This window comes from Rahnella sp. AA (assembly GCF_002834385.1).
In the GTDB taxonomy this organism is placed as follows: Bacteria; Pseudomonadota; Gammaproteobacteria; order Enterobacterales; family Enterobacteriaceae; genus Rahnella.
Map to the genome: position 1 here is coordinate 188,345 of NZ_PITQ01000003.1, position 17,603 is coordinate 205,947.

Annotated in this window: 15 protein-coding genes; 8 read left to right on the forward strand and 7 right to left on the reverse strand. The window is 52.4% G+C overall.

What is annotated here, in order from left to right:
* Positions 1-30: 30 nt before the first annotated feature.
* Complete coding sequence (locus CWS43_RS09190) at positions 31-1,461, reverse strand: 6-phospho-beta-glucosidase (RefSeq protein ID WP_101076639.1); 1,431 nt, start codon at positions 1,459-1,461, stop codon at positions 31-33.
* Between the two features lie 14 nt (positions 1,462-1,475).
* Positions 1,476-2,951 (reverse strand): PTS cellobiose/arbutin/salicin transporter subunit IIBC, encoded by a 1,476-nt coding sequence (ascF, locus tag CWS43_RS09195; RefSeq protein WP_101076640.1) that lies wholly within the window; start codon positions 2,949-2,951, stop codon positions 1,476-1,478.
* Between the two features lie 270 nt (positions 2,952-3,221).
* Here ascF and CWS43_RS09200 point away from each other — a divergent pair, with 270 nt between their 5' ends.
* Positions 3,222-4,244, forward strand: a complete 1,023-nt coding sequence (locus tag CWS43_RS09200) for a LacI family DNA-binding transcriptional regulator (RefSeq protein WP_101076641.1) — start codon at positions 3,222-3,224, stop codon at positions 4,242-4,244.
* 54 nt (positions 4,245-4,298) lie between these two features.
* Here CWS43_RS09200 and CWS43_RS09205 read toward each other — a convergent pair whose 3' ends face one another.
* Positions 4,299-5,654, reverse strand: a complete 1,356-nt coding sequence (locus CWS43_RS09205) for a glycoside-pentoside-hexuronide (GPH):cation symporter (protein ID WP_101076642.1) — start codon at positions 5,652-5,654, stop codon at positions 4,299-4,301.
* A gap of 63 nt (positions 5,655-5,717) precedes the next feature.
* The gene (locus CWS43_RS09210; RefSeq protein WP_101076643.1) at positions 5,718-7,049 is read right to left on the reverse strand and encodes a glycoside hydrolase family 30 beta sandwich domain-containing protein; all 1,332 of its coding nucleotides are present in this window, start codon (positions 7,047-7,049) and stop codon (positions 5,718-5,720) included.
* Positions 7,050-7,192: 143 nt separating this feature from the next.
* Between CWS43_RS09210 and CWS43_RS09215 the strand changes: the two genes are divergently transcribed.
* The 3 genes from CWS43_RS09215 (at position 7,193) to CWS43_RS09225 (ending at position 10,907) form a co-directional block, all read left to right on the forward strand.
* On the forward strand, positions 7,193-8,083 hold the full coding sequence (locus tag CWS43_RS09215) for an AraC family transcriptional regulator (protein WP_101076644.1): 891 nt from the start codon (positions 7,193-7,195) through the stop codon (positions 8,081-8,083).
* 161 nt (positions 8,084-8,244) lie between these two features.
* Complete coding sequence (locus tag CWS43_RS09220; RefSeq protein WP_101076645.1) at positions 8,245-8,478, forward strand: hypothetical protein; 234 nt, start codon at positions 8,245-8,247, stop codon at positions 8,476-8,478.
* Between the two features lie 344 nt (positions 8,479-8,822).
* On the forward strand, positions 8,823-10,907 hold the full coding sequence (locus tag CWS43_RS09225) for an EAL domain-containing protein (protein ID WP_101076646.1): 2,085 nt from the start codon (positions 8,823-8,825) through the stop codon (positions 10,905-10,907).
* A gap of 436 nt (positions 10,908-11,343) precedes the next feature.
* Here the strand turns inward: CWS43_RS09225 and CWS43_RS09230 are convergent, their stop codons facing one another.
* From CWS43_RS09230 to tssD, 3 genes are read right to left on the reverse strand one after another with little or no spacing between them, the layout of a single operon-like run.
* On the reverse strand, positions 11,344-11,637 hold the full coding sequence (locus CWS43_RS09230) for a hypothetical protein (protein ID WP_101076647.1): 294 nt from the start codon (positions 11,635-11,637) through the stop codon (positions 11,344-11,346).
* Positions 11,615-12,205, reverse strand: a complete 591-nt coding sequence (locus tag CWS43_RS09235) for a DUF2778 domain-containing protein (protein ID WP_232776823.1) — start codon at positions 12,203-12,205, stop codon at positions 11,615-11,617. Before CWS43_RS09235 ends, CWS43_RS09230 begins: the two co-directional genes overlap by 23 nt.
* A complete protein-coding gene (gene tssD, locus CWS43_RS09240; RefSeq protein WP_101076649.1) occupies positions 12,156-12,647 on the reverse strand; it encodes a type VI secretion system tube protein TssD in 492 nt (163 codons plus the stop codon). The genes CWS43_RS09235 and tssD overlap by 50 nt, the downstream gene beginning before the upstream one ends.
* Before the next feature lie 568 nt (positions 12,648-13,215).
* Between tssD and CWS43_RS09245 the strand changes: the two genes are divergently transcribed.
* Genes CWS43_RS09245 through CWS43_RS09260 form a run of 4 tightly spaced genes read left to right on the forward strand, consistent with a single transcriptional unit; the run spans position 13,216 to position 17,588 of the window.
* Positions 13,216-13,947: a FadR/GntR family transcriptional regulator gene (locus tag CWS43_RS09245; protein WP_101076650.1), complete on the forward strand. Its 732-nt coding sequence runs from the start codon at positions 13,216-13,218 to the stop codon at positions 13,945-13,947.
* Positions 13,940-14,962: an ABC transporter ATP-binding protein gene (locus tag CWS43_RS09250; RefSeq protein ID WP_101076651.1), complete on the forward strand. Its 1,023-nt coding sequence runs from the start codon at positions 13,940-13,942 to the stop codon at positions 14,960-14,962. The genes CWS43_RS09245 and CWS43_RS09250 overlap by 8 nt, the downstream gene beginning before the upstream one ends.
* Positions 14,959-16,074, forward strand: a complete 1,116-nt coding sequence (locus CWS43_RS09255) for an ABC transporter ATP-binding protein (RefSeq protein WP_101076652.1) — start codon at positions 14,959-14,961, stop codon at positions 16,072-16,074. Before CWS43_RS09250 ends, CWS43_RS09255 begins: the two co-directional genes overlap by 4 nt.
* Positions 16,071-17,588 carry an ABC transporter substrate-binding protein gene (locus CWS43_RS09260; RefSeq protein ID WP_101076653.1) on the forward strand — a complete coding sequence of 506 codons (1,518 nt, stop codon included), beginning with the start codon at positions 16,071-16,073 and terminating at the stop codon, positions 17,586-17,588. The genes CWS43_RS09255 and CWS43_RS09260 overlap by 4 nt, the downstream gene beginning before the upstream one ends.
* The last annotated feature ends 15 nt before the right edge of the window (positions 17,589-17,603 follow it).

Genomic DNA, 17,603 nt, shown 5'->3' on the forward strand with positions numbered 1-17,603 from the left:
CGCTTTCGTCAGGGCAGCACAGTTTTTGATTTACCCCAAATCCGCCCCGTTGCTCGCAATCACTTTCTTGTACCAGTAAAACGATTTCTTACGGGTTCTTGCCAGCGTGCCGTTGCCGCTGTCGTCGCGGTCGACGTAGACGAAGCCGTAGCGTTTGCTCATTTCGCCGGTGGAGGCGGAAACCAGATCGATGCAGCCCCACGAGGTGTAGCCGATGACCGGAATGCCGTCGGCGATGGCCTCCCCCATCGCATTGATGTGTTCGCGCAAATAGCTGATGCGGTAGTCATCGATGATTTCGCCCTGCGCGTTGATTTCATCTTTTGCGCCGAGGCCGTTTTCCACCAGGAATAACGGTTTCTGGTAACGGTCGTACATCATATTCATGGTGATGCGCAACCCGAGCGGGTCAATGCCCCATCCCCATTCGCTGGCCTCAATGTGCGGGTTTTTCAGTGATTTTACGATGTTTGCGGCGCTGCTGTTGTTGTCGTTCATGTCAGCGGACGCACAGCGCGAGGCGTAATAACTGAAGGAGACAAAATCGACGGTGTTTTTGAGGATATCGACGTCGCCCGGCTGCTTATCGATAACGATGCCTTTTTCAGCGAACACGCGGCGGGTGTAAGACGGGTAAGCGCCGCGCGCCTGAACATCGATAAAGAACAGGTTTTCACGGTCTTTTTGCAGCGCCGCCCAGACATCTTCCGGCTTGCAGGTGCGCGGATAGAAATTCCCGCCCGCCAGCATGCAGCCGACCTGATTTTCCGGGTTCACTTCATGAGCGATTTTCGTCGCCAGTGCGCTGGCAATCAGCTCATGGTGCGCGGCCTGATATTTAACCTGCTCCTGATTTTCGCCCTCTTCGAACACTAAACCCGCCCCTGAGAACGGGCTGTGCAGCAGGATATTGATCTCGTTAAACGTCAGCCAGTATTTCACCAGCCCGTCGAACGCTTCAAAACAGGTGCGCGCATAACGGGCGAAAAACTCGACCATTTTGCGGTTACGCCACGAACCGTACTCAATCACCAGATGCATCGGCACATCAAAATGGCACAGCGTGACCAGCGGTTCGATGCCGTATTTTTTGCACTCGGCAAAAACGTCGCGGTAGAACGCGATGCCTTCCGCATTTGGCGTTAACTCATCGCCGTTGGGGTACAGACGGCTCCAGGCGATTGAGGTGCGGAATACGCTGAACCCCATTTCGGCCATCAGCGCGATGTCTTCTTTATAGCGATGATAGAAATCAATCGCCTGATGGCTCGGGTAAAACTCTGTCGAGTCCAGACGGAAGCGCTTTTCCTGACCGGTTTTTACCGCCAGACGGTGTGCACCGTGCGGGATCATGTCTACCGTCGTCAGGCCTTTCCCGCCTTCAAAACTGGCACCTTCGGCCTGGTTGGCGGCAATCGCGCCGCCCCATAAAAAGCCGTCAGGAAATAAAGATGCTGTCATGAATTACTTCTCCTTTAATGTGAACGCGCTGCGTTGGGTGCCACCGGCAACGGCGCAGGCGTGGTGGTCTCTGCCGCTTTGCTTTCTTTCGGCGTCACGGTTTCCACGGGAATATCTTCAAATCCGAGTAACAGGGTGATGACAAACGAGAGCACCACCGCGAGGATCATGACGCCCGCCACCCAGACAAGGGTCATCGGATTGGACGGGTCGAAGAACTGGACGCTGGTAAACAGCCCCGGCGACGCCATCGAATGGCTGGCGAGGCCGCCTAAACCGGCAATGCCGCCGCAGATAAAACCGCTGATTAAGCAGGCGATGAGCGGACGTTTAAGCCGCAGCGCCACGCCGTAAAGCGCAGGTTCTGAAATCCCGGCCACAATCGCAGAAGCCGCCGCCGCCAGCGCGGTCTGACGCAGTTCCGGGTTTTTCGTCCGCCACGCCACCGCCAGCGATGAACCGCCCAGCGACAGGTTTGCGCCGATTTCTGACGGCATGACCATGCCTTCTTTTCCGGTTTCCGCAATGGTCTGAATAATGGTTGGCGTGAACACGCGGTGCATGCCGGTCATCACCAGCAGCGGCCAGGCCGCGCCCATAATCGCCACCGACAGCCAGCCGAGATAGCTGTGAACGGTGTACACCACCGCCGAAATACCGGTACCAATCCAGATGCCCAGCGGCCCGATCAGCACGATGGCGATCGGGGCGGCAATCAGCATAATCAGCATCGGTTTCAGGAAGTTTTTGGTGACGACCGGCGTAATGCGGTCTACCCATTTTTCGATGTAAGACAGCAGCCACGTCATGCACAGCGCGGGGATCACTGTGTAGGTGTATTTCACCGCCGTGACGGAAATGCCGATGAATTCGACTTTCTGCCCCTGCGCGGCTTTTGCCATCAGGTCGATAAACGCCGGATGTACCAGGATCCCGGCAATCGCAATCGCCAGCGACATGTTGGTTTTGAATTTCACCGCCGCCGACGCAGCCACCATCACCGGCAGGAAGAAGAACGCACCGTCGCCGATGGTATTGAGGATCACCAGCGTCGACGCGCCCTTTTCAAACACGCCGGTCATATCCAGAATCATCGCCAGCAGTTTCACCATCGAACCGCCGATAATCGCCGGGATCAGCGGTGACATGGTGCCGATCAGTGCATCCAGGATCCCTGCGCCAATCCGTCTGAACGTAATCTTGTTTCTGACAGGCGCATCACTGGCCGCAGAAAACCCCTCCGGCAACAGTTTCAGCACTTCGGCGTAAGCCTGTGACACGTTATTGCCGATGATCACCTGGCACTGTTTTTCATTGCGCACTACGCCCATCACGCCGGTGATGGATTTTAGCGTCGCCGCATCCACGGCAGATTCGTCATTGAGCACAAAGCGCAGCCGCGTCATACAGTGCGTAACCGCTGCCACATTCCCTGCACCGCCGATTGCCGTGACAATCGATTGTGATATTGCTGCAAAATTCTTAGCCATGAGCGATAACTCTCTCAGATTCATAGGGTTATGAATAATCTTCTTTCCGGAAAACCTTTTTTATGAAACGCCGGGGTTCTTTTCCGAAACAGTAGGTAACCGGTTTCACATGAGAATGTTCAGTTCCTCTCCTGACTTCAACAAAAAATGATAACGCTGTTTCATTTTTGTGATGGTGATCTCCCGCCTGACCTCCTCTGCGCCAAAAACGTCGCAAAACGCGTGGAATGTGTAGAATGACAAATCATTTTTCTCTTTCAGGTGTGCCTGATGTCGACAATGCAGGAAGTGGCAAATAAAGCGGGCGTATCAAAAGCCACCGTTTCCCGTGTGCTTTCCGGTAAAGGCTATGTAAGCCAGGAAACTAAAGATCAGGTGTTTAAAGCCATTGAAGAGGCCGGATACCGCCCTAATTTACTGGCAAGAAATCTGGCGACCAGCAAATCAATGTGTATCGGTCTGGTTGTCACAAACACGTTGTACAACGGCAATTACTTCAGTGAGTTAATTTCCCAGGCGGCCAAAAAGCTTGATGCGAATGGCCGTCAGCTTATTCTGGTGGATGGCAAGCACAGCGCTGAAGAAGAACGGGAAGCCATTCAATTTCTGCACGATTTACGCTGCGACGGCATTATTATTTACCCGCGTTTTTTATCGGTCGATGAAATGGATGAAATTATCGATAAATATAAAAAACCGGTCATGGTGGTTAACCGTAAATTACGCAAACATCAGAGCCACTGTATTTATTGTGACCACAAAGGTTCTGGTTTTCAGGCTACGCAGGCGCTGATTGAACGCGGTCATCGCAATATTGCATTTATTACCGGCTCAATGGATTCCCCGACTGCGATTGAACGCCTTTCCGGTTATAAAGAGGCCCTCACCGCAGCGGGTTTACCGGTACGGGATTCGCTGATTGTTCAGGGGAAATGGTCTGCCTCCAGCGGCGCGGCGGCCACAGAGACTTTGCTGGCGGCGGGTGACTCTTTCAGCGCTATCATCGCCAGCAATGACGAAATGGCGATTGGCGCGATGAAAAGGTTAAACGACGCCGGAATGGCAGTCCCGGCACAAGTTTCGGTGATCGGGTTTGATAATATTCCGACCGCACCGTTTCTTATTCCGGCGCTGTCAAGCGTGAGAGATCCGGTGAGCGATATGATAAGCGAAGTCATCAGCCAGATGATTTCAATGCTCGATGGCGGCTATTTGTCTGAGCAGAATAAGTTCTCCTCCGTGCTTATTTTTCGGGATTCCGTGGCTGACGGGCCGTTTTCTGTCAAAAAATGAGCGCCTCGTAAACCCGCCCCTTTATACGCTGCGGGTTTACGGACTTCGCCTTTTTCAGGCTTTTACAGCGCTGACCGGCTCCGCATGCAGCGCCGGAGGCTTATCGTGCAATGAGTAATTTCGCAGAATAAAAATCAGGCTGAGGATCAGCAGCGCCGGGATCACCGTAAATATCAGGCGAATAACCAGCACGGCATCGTCGGCCTGATGCGGGGCTTTCCCGACGTATCCGCCCCAGGTCAGCATCCAGCCGATGGTCGCGCCGCCAATGGCAATACCCACTTTGATGGCAAATAAGTTGGTGGAAAACACCAGCCCGCTGAGGCTGCGGCCCATACGTTTTTCAAGGTCGTCGATAATATCGCTGAGCATACTCCACTGTAACGGCGTTGCGCTGGAGTTAATCAGATGGATCACGCCAATCAGCAGGCAAATTACCCAGACATGCTGCGCCCCGACGAAAAATAAGCCGATCATAATGATAGCCTGTATACACATCGCCAGTTTATAAGCAAAAACGCGATCCAGTTTTTTATAGACTACCGGGGTAAGCAGCGAGCCAATAAATTTCGCCCCCAGAATTATGGTTAATATGACACTCACGAGATCAGGGCGGTTAATATAATAATTCACAAAATAAATAGCCCCGCCGGTTTTTAATATCCCCGCGACCAGATTGACCACATTTAATGTAAACAGGCTCAGCCAGTTTTTATCTTTCGCCAGAACACCCAGATCACTCATGACACTTTTCATCGAACTGGCTTGCATATCCACCGGCGGAATCCGGGTTTCGCGCGTCATAAAGAAACACATCAGAAACAGAACAGTGCTGATGGACCCCATAATGATCATGGCGTAAAAATAGCCCCGTTGCAGATTGTCACCGCCCAAAATATGCGTGAGCGGCATCGCAACCGACGAAACAACCACCCCGCCCAGCGCGGCGCAGGCGAAACGATAGGATTGCATGGATACCCGTTCCACCGGATCGCCCGAGAGATTATTGATCATCGCGCAATAGGGTACGTTAACCAGCGTGTATAACATTGACAACGCGGTATACGAAACCCAGGCATAAATAATTTTCCCGGTATCACCGATTGCGGGCGTATAAAACGTTAATGCGCCACAAATTCCAAAAGGCAACGCGAACAATAATAAATAAGGCCTGAACTGACCGAGACGATGGCGGGTGCGATCTGCCAGTGAGCCAATAAATATATCAAACAACGCATCAAACACCCTGACAAATAGAAACATGGTTCCCATATGAAATGCATCCAGCCCGTACACATCTGTGTAAAAATAGGCCATGAATAACATAATCGTTTGCCAGATAATATTACTGGCACCGTCACCCAGGCCATACCCCACCTTGCCAGGAATTGACAATTTTTGCGTAGTCATACGAACCTCAATAAAAGAGCAGGCATTGGCTGCCGGATGATAGTTCCGGCAGAGGGAATTTATTTATTCTGAAATAATAAACGTATTCACTGACTGTGGTTTTAACCCGACCATGTAATGACGACCTGCCAGTGCAAAGACCAGTTCGCGTTCTGTCTGACGCGGATTATTGACCACGATTACCGTCTCATTCTGTGGATTGCGGTAGCAGACCGCGTTAGCGCTGTGGCGTCCCGTCACATTCACCCGTTTTGCGCCCGGTTTAATAAAATGAGAAAAATGGCGCATGACGTAATATTCAGGGTTATAAGTCACCGTTTTATTTTCTGTATCAATGGAAATCATACTGTTTTGCTTCCAGCCCCAGGTACTTTCGCCGCCCTGCGCCAGCACCATATTCCAGTACACATAGCTGTCAGCACCGGCTGTCAGATAATGGCGCAGCAACTCAAAAACGTAGTGCGCATGCTCCCAGCTGTTATCGCCAGTTCCGCACTCATTTTCGGTTTGCATATAGCGCAGCTCAGGGTAGCAATCCACATTGCGTGCAATCGCATTTTTGCCAGCCCACTGATAACCGACACCCGCAACGTAATGGTATGTTTCGGCATCTGACAACACAAAACCGGCGTAATCATCATAGTCCTGCCCGACTTCTTTCTTGAAATTCGGTGCGTTAATGGTGCCCAGCCAGATTTCGGCTGGCACATGATGCTGATGAAAGCGCGGCCCGAGGTAATCGCGTATAAATATCTGGAGTTGTTCACCACTCCACAGACAGGTTGGATAAACCGCCGCGGCTACCACTTCGTTCTGAATGTGCACCTGCCGGATCTTGACCCCCTCATGCGCGTAAGCGGTGACAAATTTCTCAAAATACAGCGCATAGGCTGAGAGTGTTTTGGCATCGTCTTTGAGCTTTCCGCCGTTATAGCGTTGTGGTGTTTTCATCCAGACGGGCGGGCTCCAGGGAGAGGCGAATAACGTCAGCGCCGGGTTGTACTGTAGTGCGTGCGTGATGTAGGGAAGCAGACAGCCTTTATCACGCTCAATGGAGAAATGCTCCATGGCGTAGTCCCCTTCAGTTTCGTTAAAGCTGTACCAGGCCCGGGCATAGTCGCTGGCTCCCATCGGAACACGCCCGTGAGTGAAACAGCACTCGCCCTGCGGGTCAAACAGCGCCGCCAGGATCGTATCCCGTTGTGCGTCATCCAGCGTGCCGAGGGCGTCCCACCCCAGCTCATTAAAACATCCACCAAAACCCTCATGAACCCGCGATGACAAATCTGTTATAACCAAGGTCGCCTCTGAACTGGCTGGCCGGAGTTCGGTGCCCGTCCCCCATGCCTCATCGGGTGTGGTGAAAATATGCTTTATTTTCAATTCTCTGGTCATTTATTTCTCCATTACGCTTTTATATTTTGACGGGTAACAAAACCTGAGTCACAACAACTCAGATGCCATACCGATAAAATTAAGCGCAATGGCAGATTAAAAATGTATAAATCCCCTTTCTCTGTATAAGAAAATTGCTCGCTATGTGGAATCAGGATCACTTTTTCGAAAAAATCGATAATCTGGAACGCGATGGTTTTATGTTACGCGACGGTGAAGGCGTGCCGGAGAATGGGGTATTTATCCGCCCGCACATGCATCTGCAATATGAAATTATGTGGTTCCGGCAGGCGAGCGGCGCGTATACCCTCGGCAATGAGAAATTTCCGCTGCGCGATAACACGCTGGTAGTGGTTGCCCCGCTGACCTTGCATGATATGGAACTGAATTACAGCGACGGCCATGAGCGCTTTTTATTGCAGTATGACGCAAGCCTGCTCAACCATCTCAAAGTGCCTGGCGCTCGCCGTTTTACCAGCCACAGCGGCGTCATCCCGTTATCTGATGTCGACGCCAGCCGGGTGCAGATGTTGTTTAGCTGGTTGTCCGAGCAGGTTCACCGTGGCGTGCCGCAGGAAAGTATCGCTCCCCTGCTGAACCTGCTTTTTTCAACGATCTACCAGCACGCTGCGCAGGCTGTCTTTGCCGTGCTGCCCTCAGGGGCGGAAAGTACCTTTGATAAGATCATCCGTTTCGTCGGTCACCTCGAAACCTTGCCTACAAACATATTCTCGCTTTCAGAAGCCGCGCATCACTGCGACCTGTCGGTGTTTCATTTTTCGCGCAGCTTTAAAGCCATCATGCATGTGAATTTCAAAGATTATCTGCTGCGCCGGAAAATCGCCCGGGCTGTCCATCTGCTCACCCAAACTGACATGGCCGTGACTGAGATTGCCTACCGCTGCGAATTTACCGACAGCGCCTATTTTTGCCTGAAATTTCGCCTGATTGTCGGCGTGACGCCTAAAACCTATCGCCAGAACAGCCGCACCACGAAACAGCTTTCCTCGCGGCACGATAAGCCAACACGTTAGATAACGTCACGTCCCGGATATCCATCAGCTTTGCGTAAACAAGGTATAAATTTTCCGTTAAACACAATGAATTAAGCCTTCTCCTGATTGTCGTTTCCATTTCTGCCCTGCACAGTGCGCGTGAACAAGAACCACCGTTATTACGGGACAGAGGAAATAAAATGAAGACGTCAGGAATCATCACGCTTTGCGCACTGCTGTTAACCGCCAGTCTGACTGCTCGTGCTGAAGACCCTCACCATGAGCCAGTTAAAGAGCCACATCCGGTACACAAAACGCATAAACCGGTCATCAAACATGAGGCACCGCACCGCAAAGAAAAACCGGTTCCCGTGCATCATAAAATGCAGCCGAAACCGCCCGTGAAGCACGATATGCATCCGGATCACGCATAAAAATAACGAGAAGCCGCATCATGTTGCGGCTTTTTTATGAATTCTTTAACCATCTGTAACCATTAAACATTTCGTGCCATTTTATTAAAGTTCACACCATAACCTGCCGATAACGTTTCTGATAGCTAAAAACCAAAAACTCAATTTCACTTAAGTCCGATCTTTTTGCTGAAAACGCTTAATTTTAAGCATGTTAGAAGCAAAATTTGGCGAACTAAGAATTATCTTATGCTAACGTTTCACACGCACCACAGCAAAAATGCGCCGGGAACAGGCGCGCTATTTAGCCGGACTCTGATTTGGATGGACCCCGTGCAGAGACGGCCAGCTATCAGGCAAAAAAAATGAGCGAAGATTCTGATGTACTATATCGGTTGCTGGTTCAACGCGTAGAAGACTACGCCATTTACATGCTCAAACCCGACGGCACGGTAGCGAACTGGAATGCCGGTGCGCAGCGTGCGAAAGGCTATTCGCCGGAAGAAGTTGTCGGTAAGCATTTTTCTTGTTTTTACACCGAGGAAGACAGGTTAGAGGGATGGCCCCAGCGCGGGCTGGAAACGGCGCGCAAAACCGGTCGATATGAATCCGAAGGCTGGCGGCAACGCAAAGATGGCTCGCGCTTTTGGGCTCACATCATTATTGAGGCCCTGCGTGAAGCCGGTAAAATCATCGGGTTTGCCAAAATTACCCGCGATGTCACTGAACGTCGTGAAACAGAACAGGCGCTGCTGAAGGCGAAAGAACTGGCCGAATCTAACAGCGAGCAACTCTCTTCCCTGTCGCAATTCCTGAATACTGTCATAGCCAATATCCCTTCATCGGTGATTGTCGAGAATGCCGTCTCACGTGAAATCTTGCTGGTTAACCGCCAGGCTGAGCGCCTGCTGGGGATTTCACGCGACAAAATGCTGGGCAAGCGCCCGCAGGATTGTATGGGTATCGGGCTCAGCACGTTCATTAATAAGCAGTCGGACGAATGCCTGCGCGCCGAAGGCGTACACAGAAGCGAGCAGCAACTGCTGACGGCTATCGGTGACCGGACATTGCAAACCACCAGTTCGGTTATCCGCGGGAACGATCCGCAGACCAGTTATGTGATGATGATCGCCGATGACGTAACCGATCAGCAGGCCGCTCACGCCCGTATTCACCATATGGCGCACCACGATAACCTGACCAGCCTGCCTAACCGCATCCTGTTCAGCCAGCGTCTCAACGAGGCGTTGCAGCGTGACAGTTACAGCCACAGCCATACCGCCACCTTATGTCTGGATCTGGATAATTTCAAAAACGTCAATGACGCACTCGGGCATCAGATCGGTGACGAACTGCTGCGTGCGATCTCCAAACGTCTGCGCATGACGCTGCGCGATGACGATACGCTCGCACGCATTGGCGGGGATGAGTTTGCCGTGGTGCTGCCGGGGCTGAAAGATATCGCTGCCGCGCATCAGATTTCCAAACGCCTGATCGAATCCGTACGCCCGCCGGTCATTATCGACGGACATTCGCTTTCCGTCGGCCTGAGTATCGGTATTGCACTGGCTGATTCCGCAGAAAACACGCCGGATCAGTTGTTACGCTGCGCGGACATGGCGCTTTATGAAGCCAAGCGCAATGGCCGTAACCGCTATGAAGATTTCCGTATTGAGATGGACGCGGCTGCACGTAAGCGTCGTCTGGTGGAAATGGATTTACGCGATGCCATCACCTGCAATCAGTTGCGTCTTTACTACCAGCCGATCACCGATGCAAGGCATGATGAAGTGATTGGTTACGAGGCCCTGATGCGCTGGCATCACCCGGAAAACGGGCTGATCATGCCGGTTGATTTTATCCCTATCGCGGAAGAGACAGGGCTGATTCACAGCCTGGGGTCTTTTGCGTTGCATGAAGCCTGCCGCGAAGCCACCACCTGGAAGGGCAACCAGACTGTTGCCGTGAACCTTTCGCCGATCCAGTTTAAAAACAGCGGGCTGGTTTCCGTTGTGGAGTCAGCACTGGCCGCATCAGGGCTTGAGCCATCTCGTCTGGAAGTGGAAATTACAGAATCCGTTCTGCTCGATAACACTCTCGGGAACATCAGCACGCTGCGCCAGCTGAAAGCCCTTGGTGTACGCATAGCGCTGGACGATTTCGGCACCGGTTACTCTTCGCTCAGCTATTTGCGGTCATTCCCGTTCGATAAAATCAAAATCGACCGGTCATTCATTAATGACATGCAGGACAGTCGCGAGGCGCTGGCAATCATCCGGGCGATCACCGGCATGAGCCGCAGTCTGGATATCCAGACCACCGCCGAAGGCGTTGAAACCGATGAGCAATTCCGGCGTCTGAAGGAAGAAGGTTGTACGCTGTTCCAGGGGTATTTCTTTGGGCGGCCTCAGCCCTCAGAGTTACGATTAACGGGATTTTCACCCCTCTGATGATAGGTATTAAACACCCGTCGGGGTAGGAGTAATCGGGAGATAAACGTTTCATTTAGCGGTTAATTCTGGCGATGGGTTTTTCACTTGCCGTGAGGGCTGGATCGAGAAAATTTCGGTTTCTCAATAGCAGCGTTCACATAGCTCGCCGCGCCGAAACCGACCAAAGGAGGAAAGGACTTTCCCTCCTTTGGATCCCTCCCCGCTTTTTCAACATGCGCTTTCGCTCGCTGGCTATTTTTCAGGTGCTTCAGTTATTGCCACGAAAACTTGCCGCTGCGCGGTGCCTTCATTTCGGTGTTACCCGGCCTGCGGGTCGTCACTTCGTGACGTTGTCTCGCTTCGCTCGGCTCAAGCCTTTCGGTCTCGAAACACTCATTCAGCAAGCTTTCGGGAAGTGGCCGACGGCTCATCTAAATTCAATGAGAGACTGGTTTTATCTGGCAGACCTCCAGATAGTAAATATTTTTTCGAGAACCATCATTATCGCAATTGTTGGGATCAGCCCGGTAAAAAACAACATCAAACAAAAAATATCATCCTGTAAATCCGGGTAAGGCATGGAGCCGTAATCGGGTCTCATGAATTCATGGAAAAAATCAGCAAAAGCGAGAGATTGCGTAAACTCAAAATCGATTAGCCACTGCGGGAACGGGGAAAATATGTAGTAATCAATAAATATAAATAACGCCACCCGAACTGCAATTTTAAACCATAATACACGGCGCATTCATATCCCCTAAAACTTCAATTTCCCCATAGGCTTTCTGATGAATAATCGGGATATCTGTGACATGTGCACGCATAAGAGCATAACGAAGCATGTCAAAGTCGTTTTGGTTGTAAAATGTCACACAACCGTCAGAAACACCGGTGCCGTCTGGCCGTAAAGGATGTAAACGAAAGCTATTTCGCAACGTTTCATCAATGTAGCTGGAGTCGTCAATCAACCCGTCCTGGCGATATAAGGCAAACCACGACGAATAATCATTACCGGTACGATAATGCTTTTCCTGTTCCTTCAACCAGGAACGTAGTCCGCCACGAGGTCGATCCACAATCCAATATTTACCTGTTGGGATTGGACCATTTTGATATCGGGCACATCCAATTCTATTTGTGTGTGGAAATAGCCCTGAGAATACTGGAAATATCCCGACGCCTGCGCAATACAATTTTGCGATTTTGCCACCGTCAAAGAGTTGGTTGAAATCCACCTTGCATGAAATCAATATCTGCCACTCCCTGTTATGCGTAAACTCTTGAGTTCCATGTATCTGTAAAGCTGATATTCCCATCAAGATAAAGCCAGGTGATCTTTTCGTAACCCAGCCCTATTGATTCCGTGGGTGCGCTGACATGCCCGCTAGGATCTTTGAAGTTATGCATATGTGGGTTGATATTGAGAAGCCGTACGCTTTCCATCACGATGTGCAAAAATTCTTCTTCCATCCCTGAATCGTTTATCCGATACCATTTAATAATAGCTTTCTGAAGCTTTTCACTCGTAGCAACGCCTCGGTAAATATAGGGGGTCGATTTATCAAACTCTTTCACAATGCCCATCGATTGATGCACACGCGTAGATGTCAATCGGCCAGTGTTTCCATCAAATGGCACCGAAAGACCATGTGTGAAACTTTGTACCTCAATGGCCCCTTCTCTTCCAATCACCAGAGAGCCGCCATTGATTAATGCACCACTTTGGTCGTATAGCCATAAATAAGCCGGGATTGCCATTTGAATCACCCCCCTCCATTTGAATTAAGTCGGATTCTAGCCCTATAGCCATATTTTATTCATGGTTATTTTTTGATTATCTTTACCCACCTCTCAATAGTTCTGATAAAAATTTCCCTGTTTGAAATTTTCACTTTTACGGCTACAAAATGCCCTTAAATTTTTTACCAAAGAGACGCTAATAAGAAACAGGAATCACCTCCCGATTTTGAATTTAAAAATACCGCCAGCCTCTTTCAGAAAACTTGCCGAGCGATAGCGCGCAGTTCCCCCTTCTGAACCAATTCAAACTTGTTCATTTCTTTGACCGACCTCTCATCCCTAAAATTCCTGCACCACAACAACACAGTAACATTCCTGCAACGCACTACACTTGTGCATACCTGCAATATTTCAATAAGTTAACGCTCTAGTTTGAAACTATTTGTCAGAAACGCTCAAGTTTCAACCATTTGAAATCTAAAACAAATTCACATCTATGCGAAATTCTCATCCGAACCATTACAAAATTGGTTCGGAAAATGCAAAACATCACTAACAGACATATTTGATAAGGGAAGCGTGCCGCATGACCGCAGAATCTGAAAATTATCCTCCGGCTGGCGGAACGTCGAATTCAGCGCTGGAGCAGTTGCGCCAACTGATTCAGCAGCATCCCGATCACACGCAACCGCTGCCCGCTGAGCGCGATCTGATGCAGAGGTTTAACGTCGGTCGCCGTGAAGTCCGCCGCGCGCTCGACGTGCTGGAAGAAGAAGGTCGCGTGTGGCGCAAACAAGGCAAAGGCACGTTTATTGGCCCAAACGGCCCCGCTCAACCGCTGATCCTGCAAGCGCTACCCAGGCAGTCCAACTTGCAGGAAGTGATGGAAGCGCGTTTGCAGATAGAACCGGGGTTAGCGAAATACGCCGCCCTGCGCGCGACGCCGGAACAGGTCCGGCTGATGCGCCGTTTGCTGGACAAGGTGAAAACCATGTCACGTGGCGATCCGGATCAGATCGAGCTGTGGGACAGCGCCTTCCACCGCGCCATTGCCGAGGCAGCCGGCAACCGTTTGTTACTCGGTTTATTTGATGCCGTTGATGCTATCCGCCGCGATCCGAGCTGGCTGGCCGTGCGCAACGCCGCACGAAATCAGGAACGTCTGAACCGTTACGACGACCATCACGAACGCATCGTAGAACACATTGCAGCACGCCAGCCGAAAGAAGCGGCAAAAGTCATGCGCGAGCACCTGCTGGCGCTGCAACAGGCGTTTCTTTCCACCCTGAATGATGATGAGGATTTTACTGATGACTGATCAGGCCGAACCTGCCCCGCCGCTTTTACATATCAACAACCTGCAGGTGCAGTTTTCCGGCTCTCCGGCCACGGTGCTGGACGGTATTTCCCTGCAACTTGAGGCCGGTAAAACACTGGCGCTGGTGGGTGAGTCCGGGTGTGGAAAAAGCGTAACGTCACTGGCGCTGATGGGATTACTGCCTGCCAGCGCGAAAGTCTTACAGGGCGATATCCGCCTTAATCAGACCTCCCTTCTCGGGCTTTCTGAACGTCAGTACGCGAATTTGCGCGGTCAGGAACTGGCAATGATTTTTCAGGAACCGATGACGTCTCTCAATCCGGCTCTGCGGCTGGGCGAACAGCTGGCTGAAGCCGTGATCCGCCATCAGGGGCTCGGCAAAAAACAAGCACGCGCTCAGGCGCTGGAAATCCTTAAAAAAGTGCAGATCCCGGCACCGGAACTGCGCATGGAAGCCTATCCGCATCAGCTTTCCGGCGGGATGCGTCAGCGCGTGATGATTGCGATGGCGCTGATCAACCGCCCGCAACTGCTGATTGCCGATGAACCGACCACCGCGCTGGACGTCACCATTCAGGCGCAAATCCTCGCGCTGCTTAACCGTATTCAGGCAGAAACCGGCAGCGCGCTGCTGCTGATCACTCATGATCTTGGCGTCGTCGCCGAAGTGGCTGACAGCGTGGCGGTGATGTACGCCGGGCAAATCGTGGAACAGGGCGCGGTTGAAGATATTTTTAACAATCCTCAGCACCCTTACACCATCGGGCTGATGGGGTCGATGCCGTCGCTGGCGTCCCGTCAGGGCGCGCTTTCTACTATCCCCGGTGCGGTTCCGCTGCCACGCGATATGCCAAAAGGTTGCCGTTTTTCAACACGCTGCCCGTTTGCCGAACCGCGTTGCCAACAGGAAAGGCCACCGTTGCGCGCACTGCCTCAGCCCTCTCACCGCGTGGCCTGTTTTTACGCGCCGCTGGAAAATTTCTTCGCATTAACCGCTAAAGGAGCCTGCGCATGAGCCTTGCACCCCGCCCCATTCTGGAAGCCGCCGGGTTGAGTAAAGTGTTCAAAGGACCCGCGTCATTGTTTGGCAAACCGAAAATTGTCCAGGCGGTCGATCGCGTTTCGCTGCGCGTCTGGCACGGCGAAACGCTGGCAATTGTGGGGGAATCCGGTTCCGGGAAATCCACGCTGGGCCGGTTGTTGTTGCAGTTACTCAACGCCAGCGAAGGTGATGTTTTTTATGAAGGCGAGAATCTGCGGCAGTTTTCTGCCGCTCAGATGAAAAACCTGCGCCGCGATTTGCAGATCATTTTTCAGGACCCGTTTGCCTCGCTTAACCCGCGTATGACGGTAGAAGAAATCGTTGGCGAACCGCTGTGGCTGCACAACATTGTCAGCGGCAAAGCCGACCGTCAGGCGCGGGTGCGCGAACTGCTGACCACCGTCGGCCTGCCCGCCGCGTTCAGCAACCGTTATCCCCATGAGTTTTCTGGCGGACAGCGCCAGCGCATTGGTATCGCCCGCGCGCTGGCCTCATCACCAAAACTGCTGCTCGGCGATGAGCCGGTTTCTGCACTGGATGTTTCAGTTCAGGCGCAGGTGGTGAATCTGCTGGAAAACCTGAAACAGCAGTTTGGCCTGACGATGATTGTCGTCGCCCACGGTCTGGCGGTGATCCGCCACATGAGCGACCGCGTGGCGGTAATGTACCTCGGGCAAATCGTCGAACTGGCCAGCACGGACGATATTTTTGATCAGCCGCTGCATCCGTATACGCAGGCGCTGATTGCCTCCGCCCCGCTGCTGACGCCCGGCGTAAAACGCCCGGTGCCGCTGCTTCAGGGGGACATGCCCAATCCGTCCAGTATGCCTTCCGGCTGCCGGTTTCATACCCGCTGCGCGTACGCCACCGACGAATGTCGTCTGGTCGAACCGCCGCTGGAAACCGTCAGCAATAACCGCATGGTGGCCTGCCACCGCTGGAGTGAATTACAGCACGACCGGACTTCCGTGCTGGTTCCGCCGCCATCTGCCGCTTTTATCTTACGGCGTGCGCTGTTTGAACAGGCGAGCCAGTCACGGCTTTCATCCTCAACGTCAACATCAACACTGGGAACCCGACCATGAAATTTTCACCCCGCTTAAGCGCCTGCATTCCGGCGTTACTGTTGCTGACCTCCGCTGGCCTTGCGCATGCAGAAAGCACCCTGCGTATCGGCCTTGGCAGCGATCCGGACATGCTGGATCCGGCCACGGCACGCACCTATTACGGGCGTTTTGTGTTCAGCGCGATGTGCGAACGGCTGGTGGATGTCGATCAGCATCTGCAGATCGTGCCGGGTCTGGCGAAAGACTGGGCATACAGCGATGACGGCAAAACGCTGACGATGAATCTGCGCGAAGGCGTGACGTTCCATGATGGCGAAAAATTCGATGCGGCGGCGGTGAAATTCAATATTGAGCGCTATCTGACGTTGCCGGGTTCCCTGCGCAAAAGCGAGCTGTCTTCGGTGGATTCCGTGGAAGTGACTGCGCCGTACACCGTGGTTTTCCACCTGAAAACCGCCGATGCCGCCCTGCTGATGCAGCTGACTGACCGTGCGGGTACCATTCTTGCACCGGAGGCGACGGCCAAAGGCAATGTGGCCGCGCATCCGGTGTGTTCCGGCCCTTATGAATTCGTCAGCCGTGTGCAGCAGGACCGTATCGTATTGAAACGTTTTGATAATTACTGGAACAAAGGTGCCTATCACTTCGATAAAGTGGTGTTTCTGCCGATCCCGGATGCATCCGTACGTCTCGCTAACCTGCGCGCGGGGGATCTGGATATCACCGAAGGGATCGCGGCCAGCGATACGGCGACGGTCAAAGCCGACAGCAACCTGCAACTCGCCAGCACCACCGGCCTGGGCTATATGGGCCTGACCCTGAATATCGCCAACGGCACCACCAATACCAATACGCCGCTGGCGAAGGATGCCCGCGTACGCCAGGCGCTGTCGCTGGCGATTGACCGCGACGCCCTCAATCAGGTGGTTTTCCAGGGGCAATACACCCCGGCAAATCAGGCATTTTCGCCTGCCAGCCCATATCACGCCGATATTCCGGTGCCCAAACGTGACATTGAAAAAGCCAAAAAATTACTGGCCGAGGCAGGGGTGAAAACGCCGCTGACCATTGATTTCCTGGTGGCGAATAACCCGACGTCCCAGCAGGTCGCACAGGTGCTTCAGGCGATGGTCAGCGAAGCGGGCATCAACCTGAATCTGCAAATGACTGAATACGCCACGCTGCTTGACCGCCAGCAAAGCGGCGCTTTCCAGATGAGCATGTCCGGCTGGTCCGGTCGTCCGGATCCTGACGGCAATATTTTCTCGTTCCTGAGCACCAAAGGCGGCCTCAACGACGGCAAATACAGCAATCCGAAAGTCGATCAGTGGTTGCAGGAAGCCCGTCTGACCAGCGATGTGGCGCAGCGTAAAGCGCTGTACAAACAGGTGGTTGAGCAGGAAAACATCGACGATCCGCTGGTCTATCTTTATTTCGAACCGCGCATTTTCGGTATCAGCAAGAAAGTCACCGGTTTTGTGCCATACGCCGACGGGTTAATCCGGTTGCAGGGCCTGGCGCTGAACAAATAATTGCCGAGGATTTCT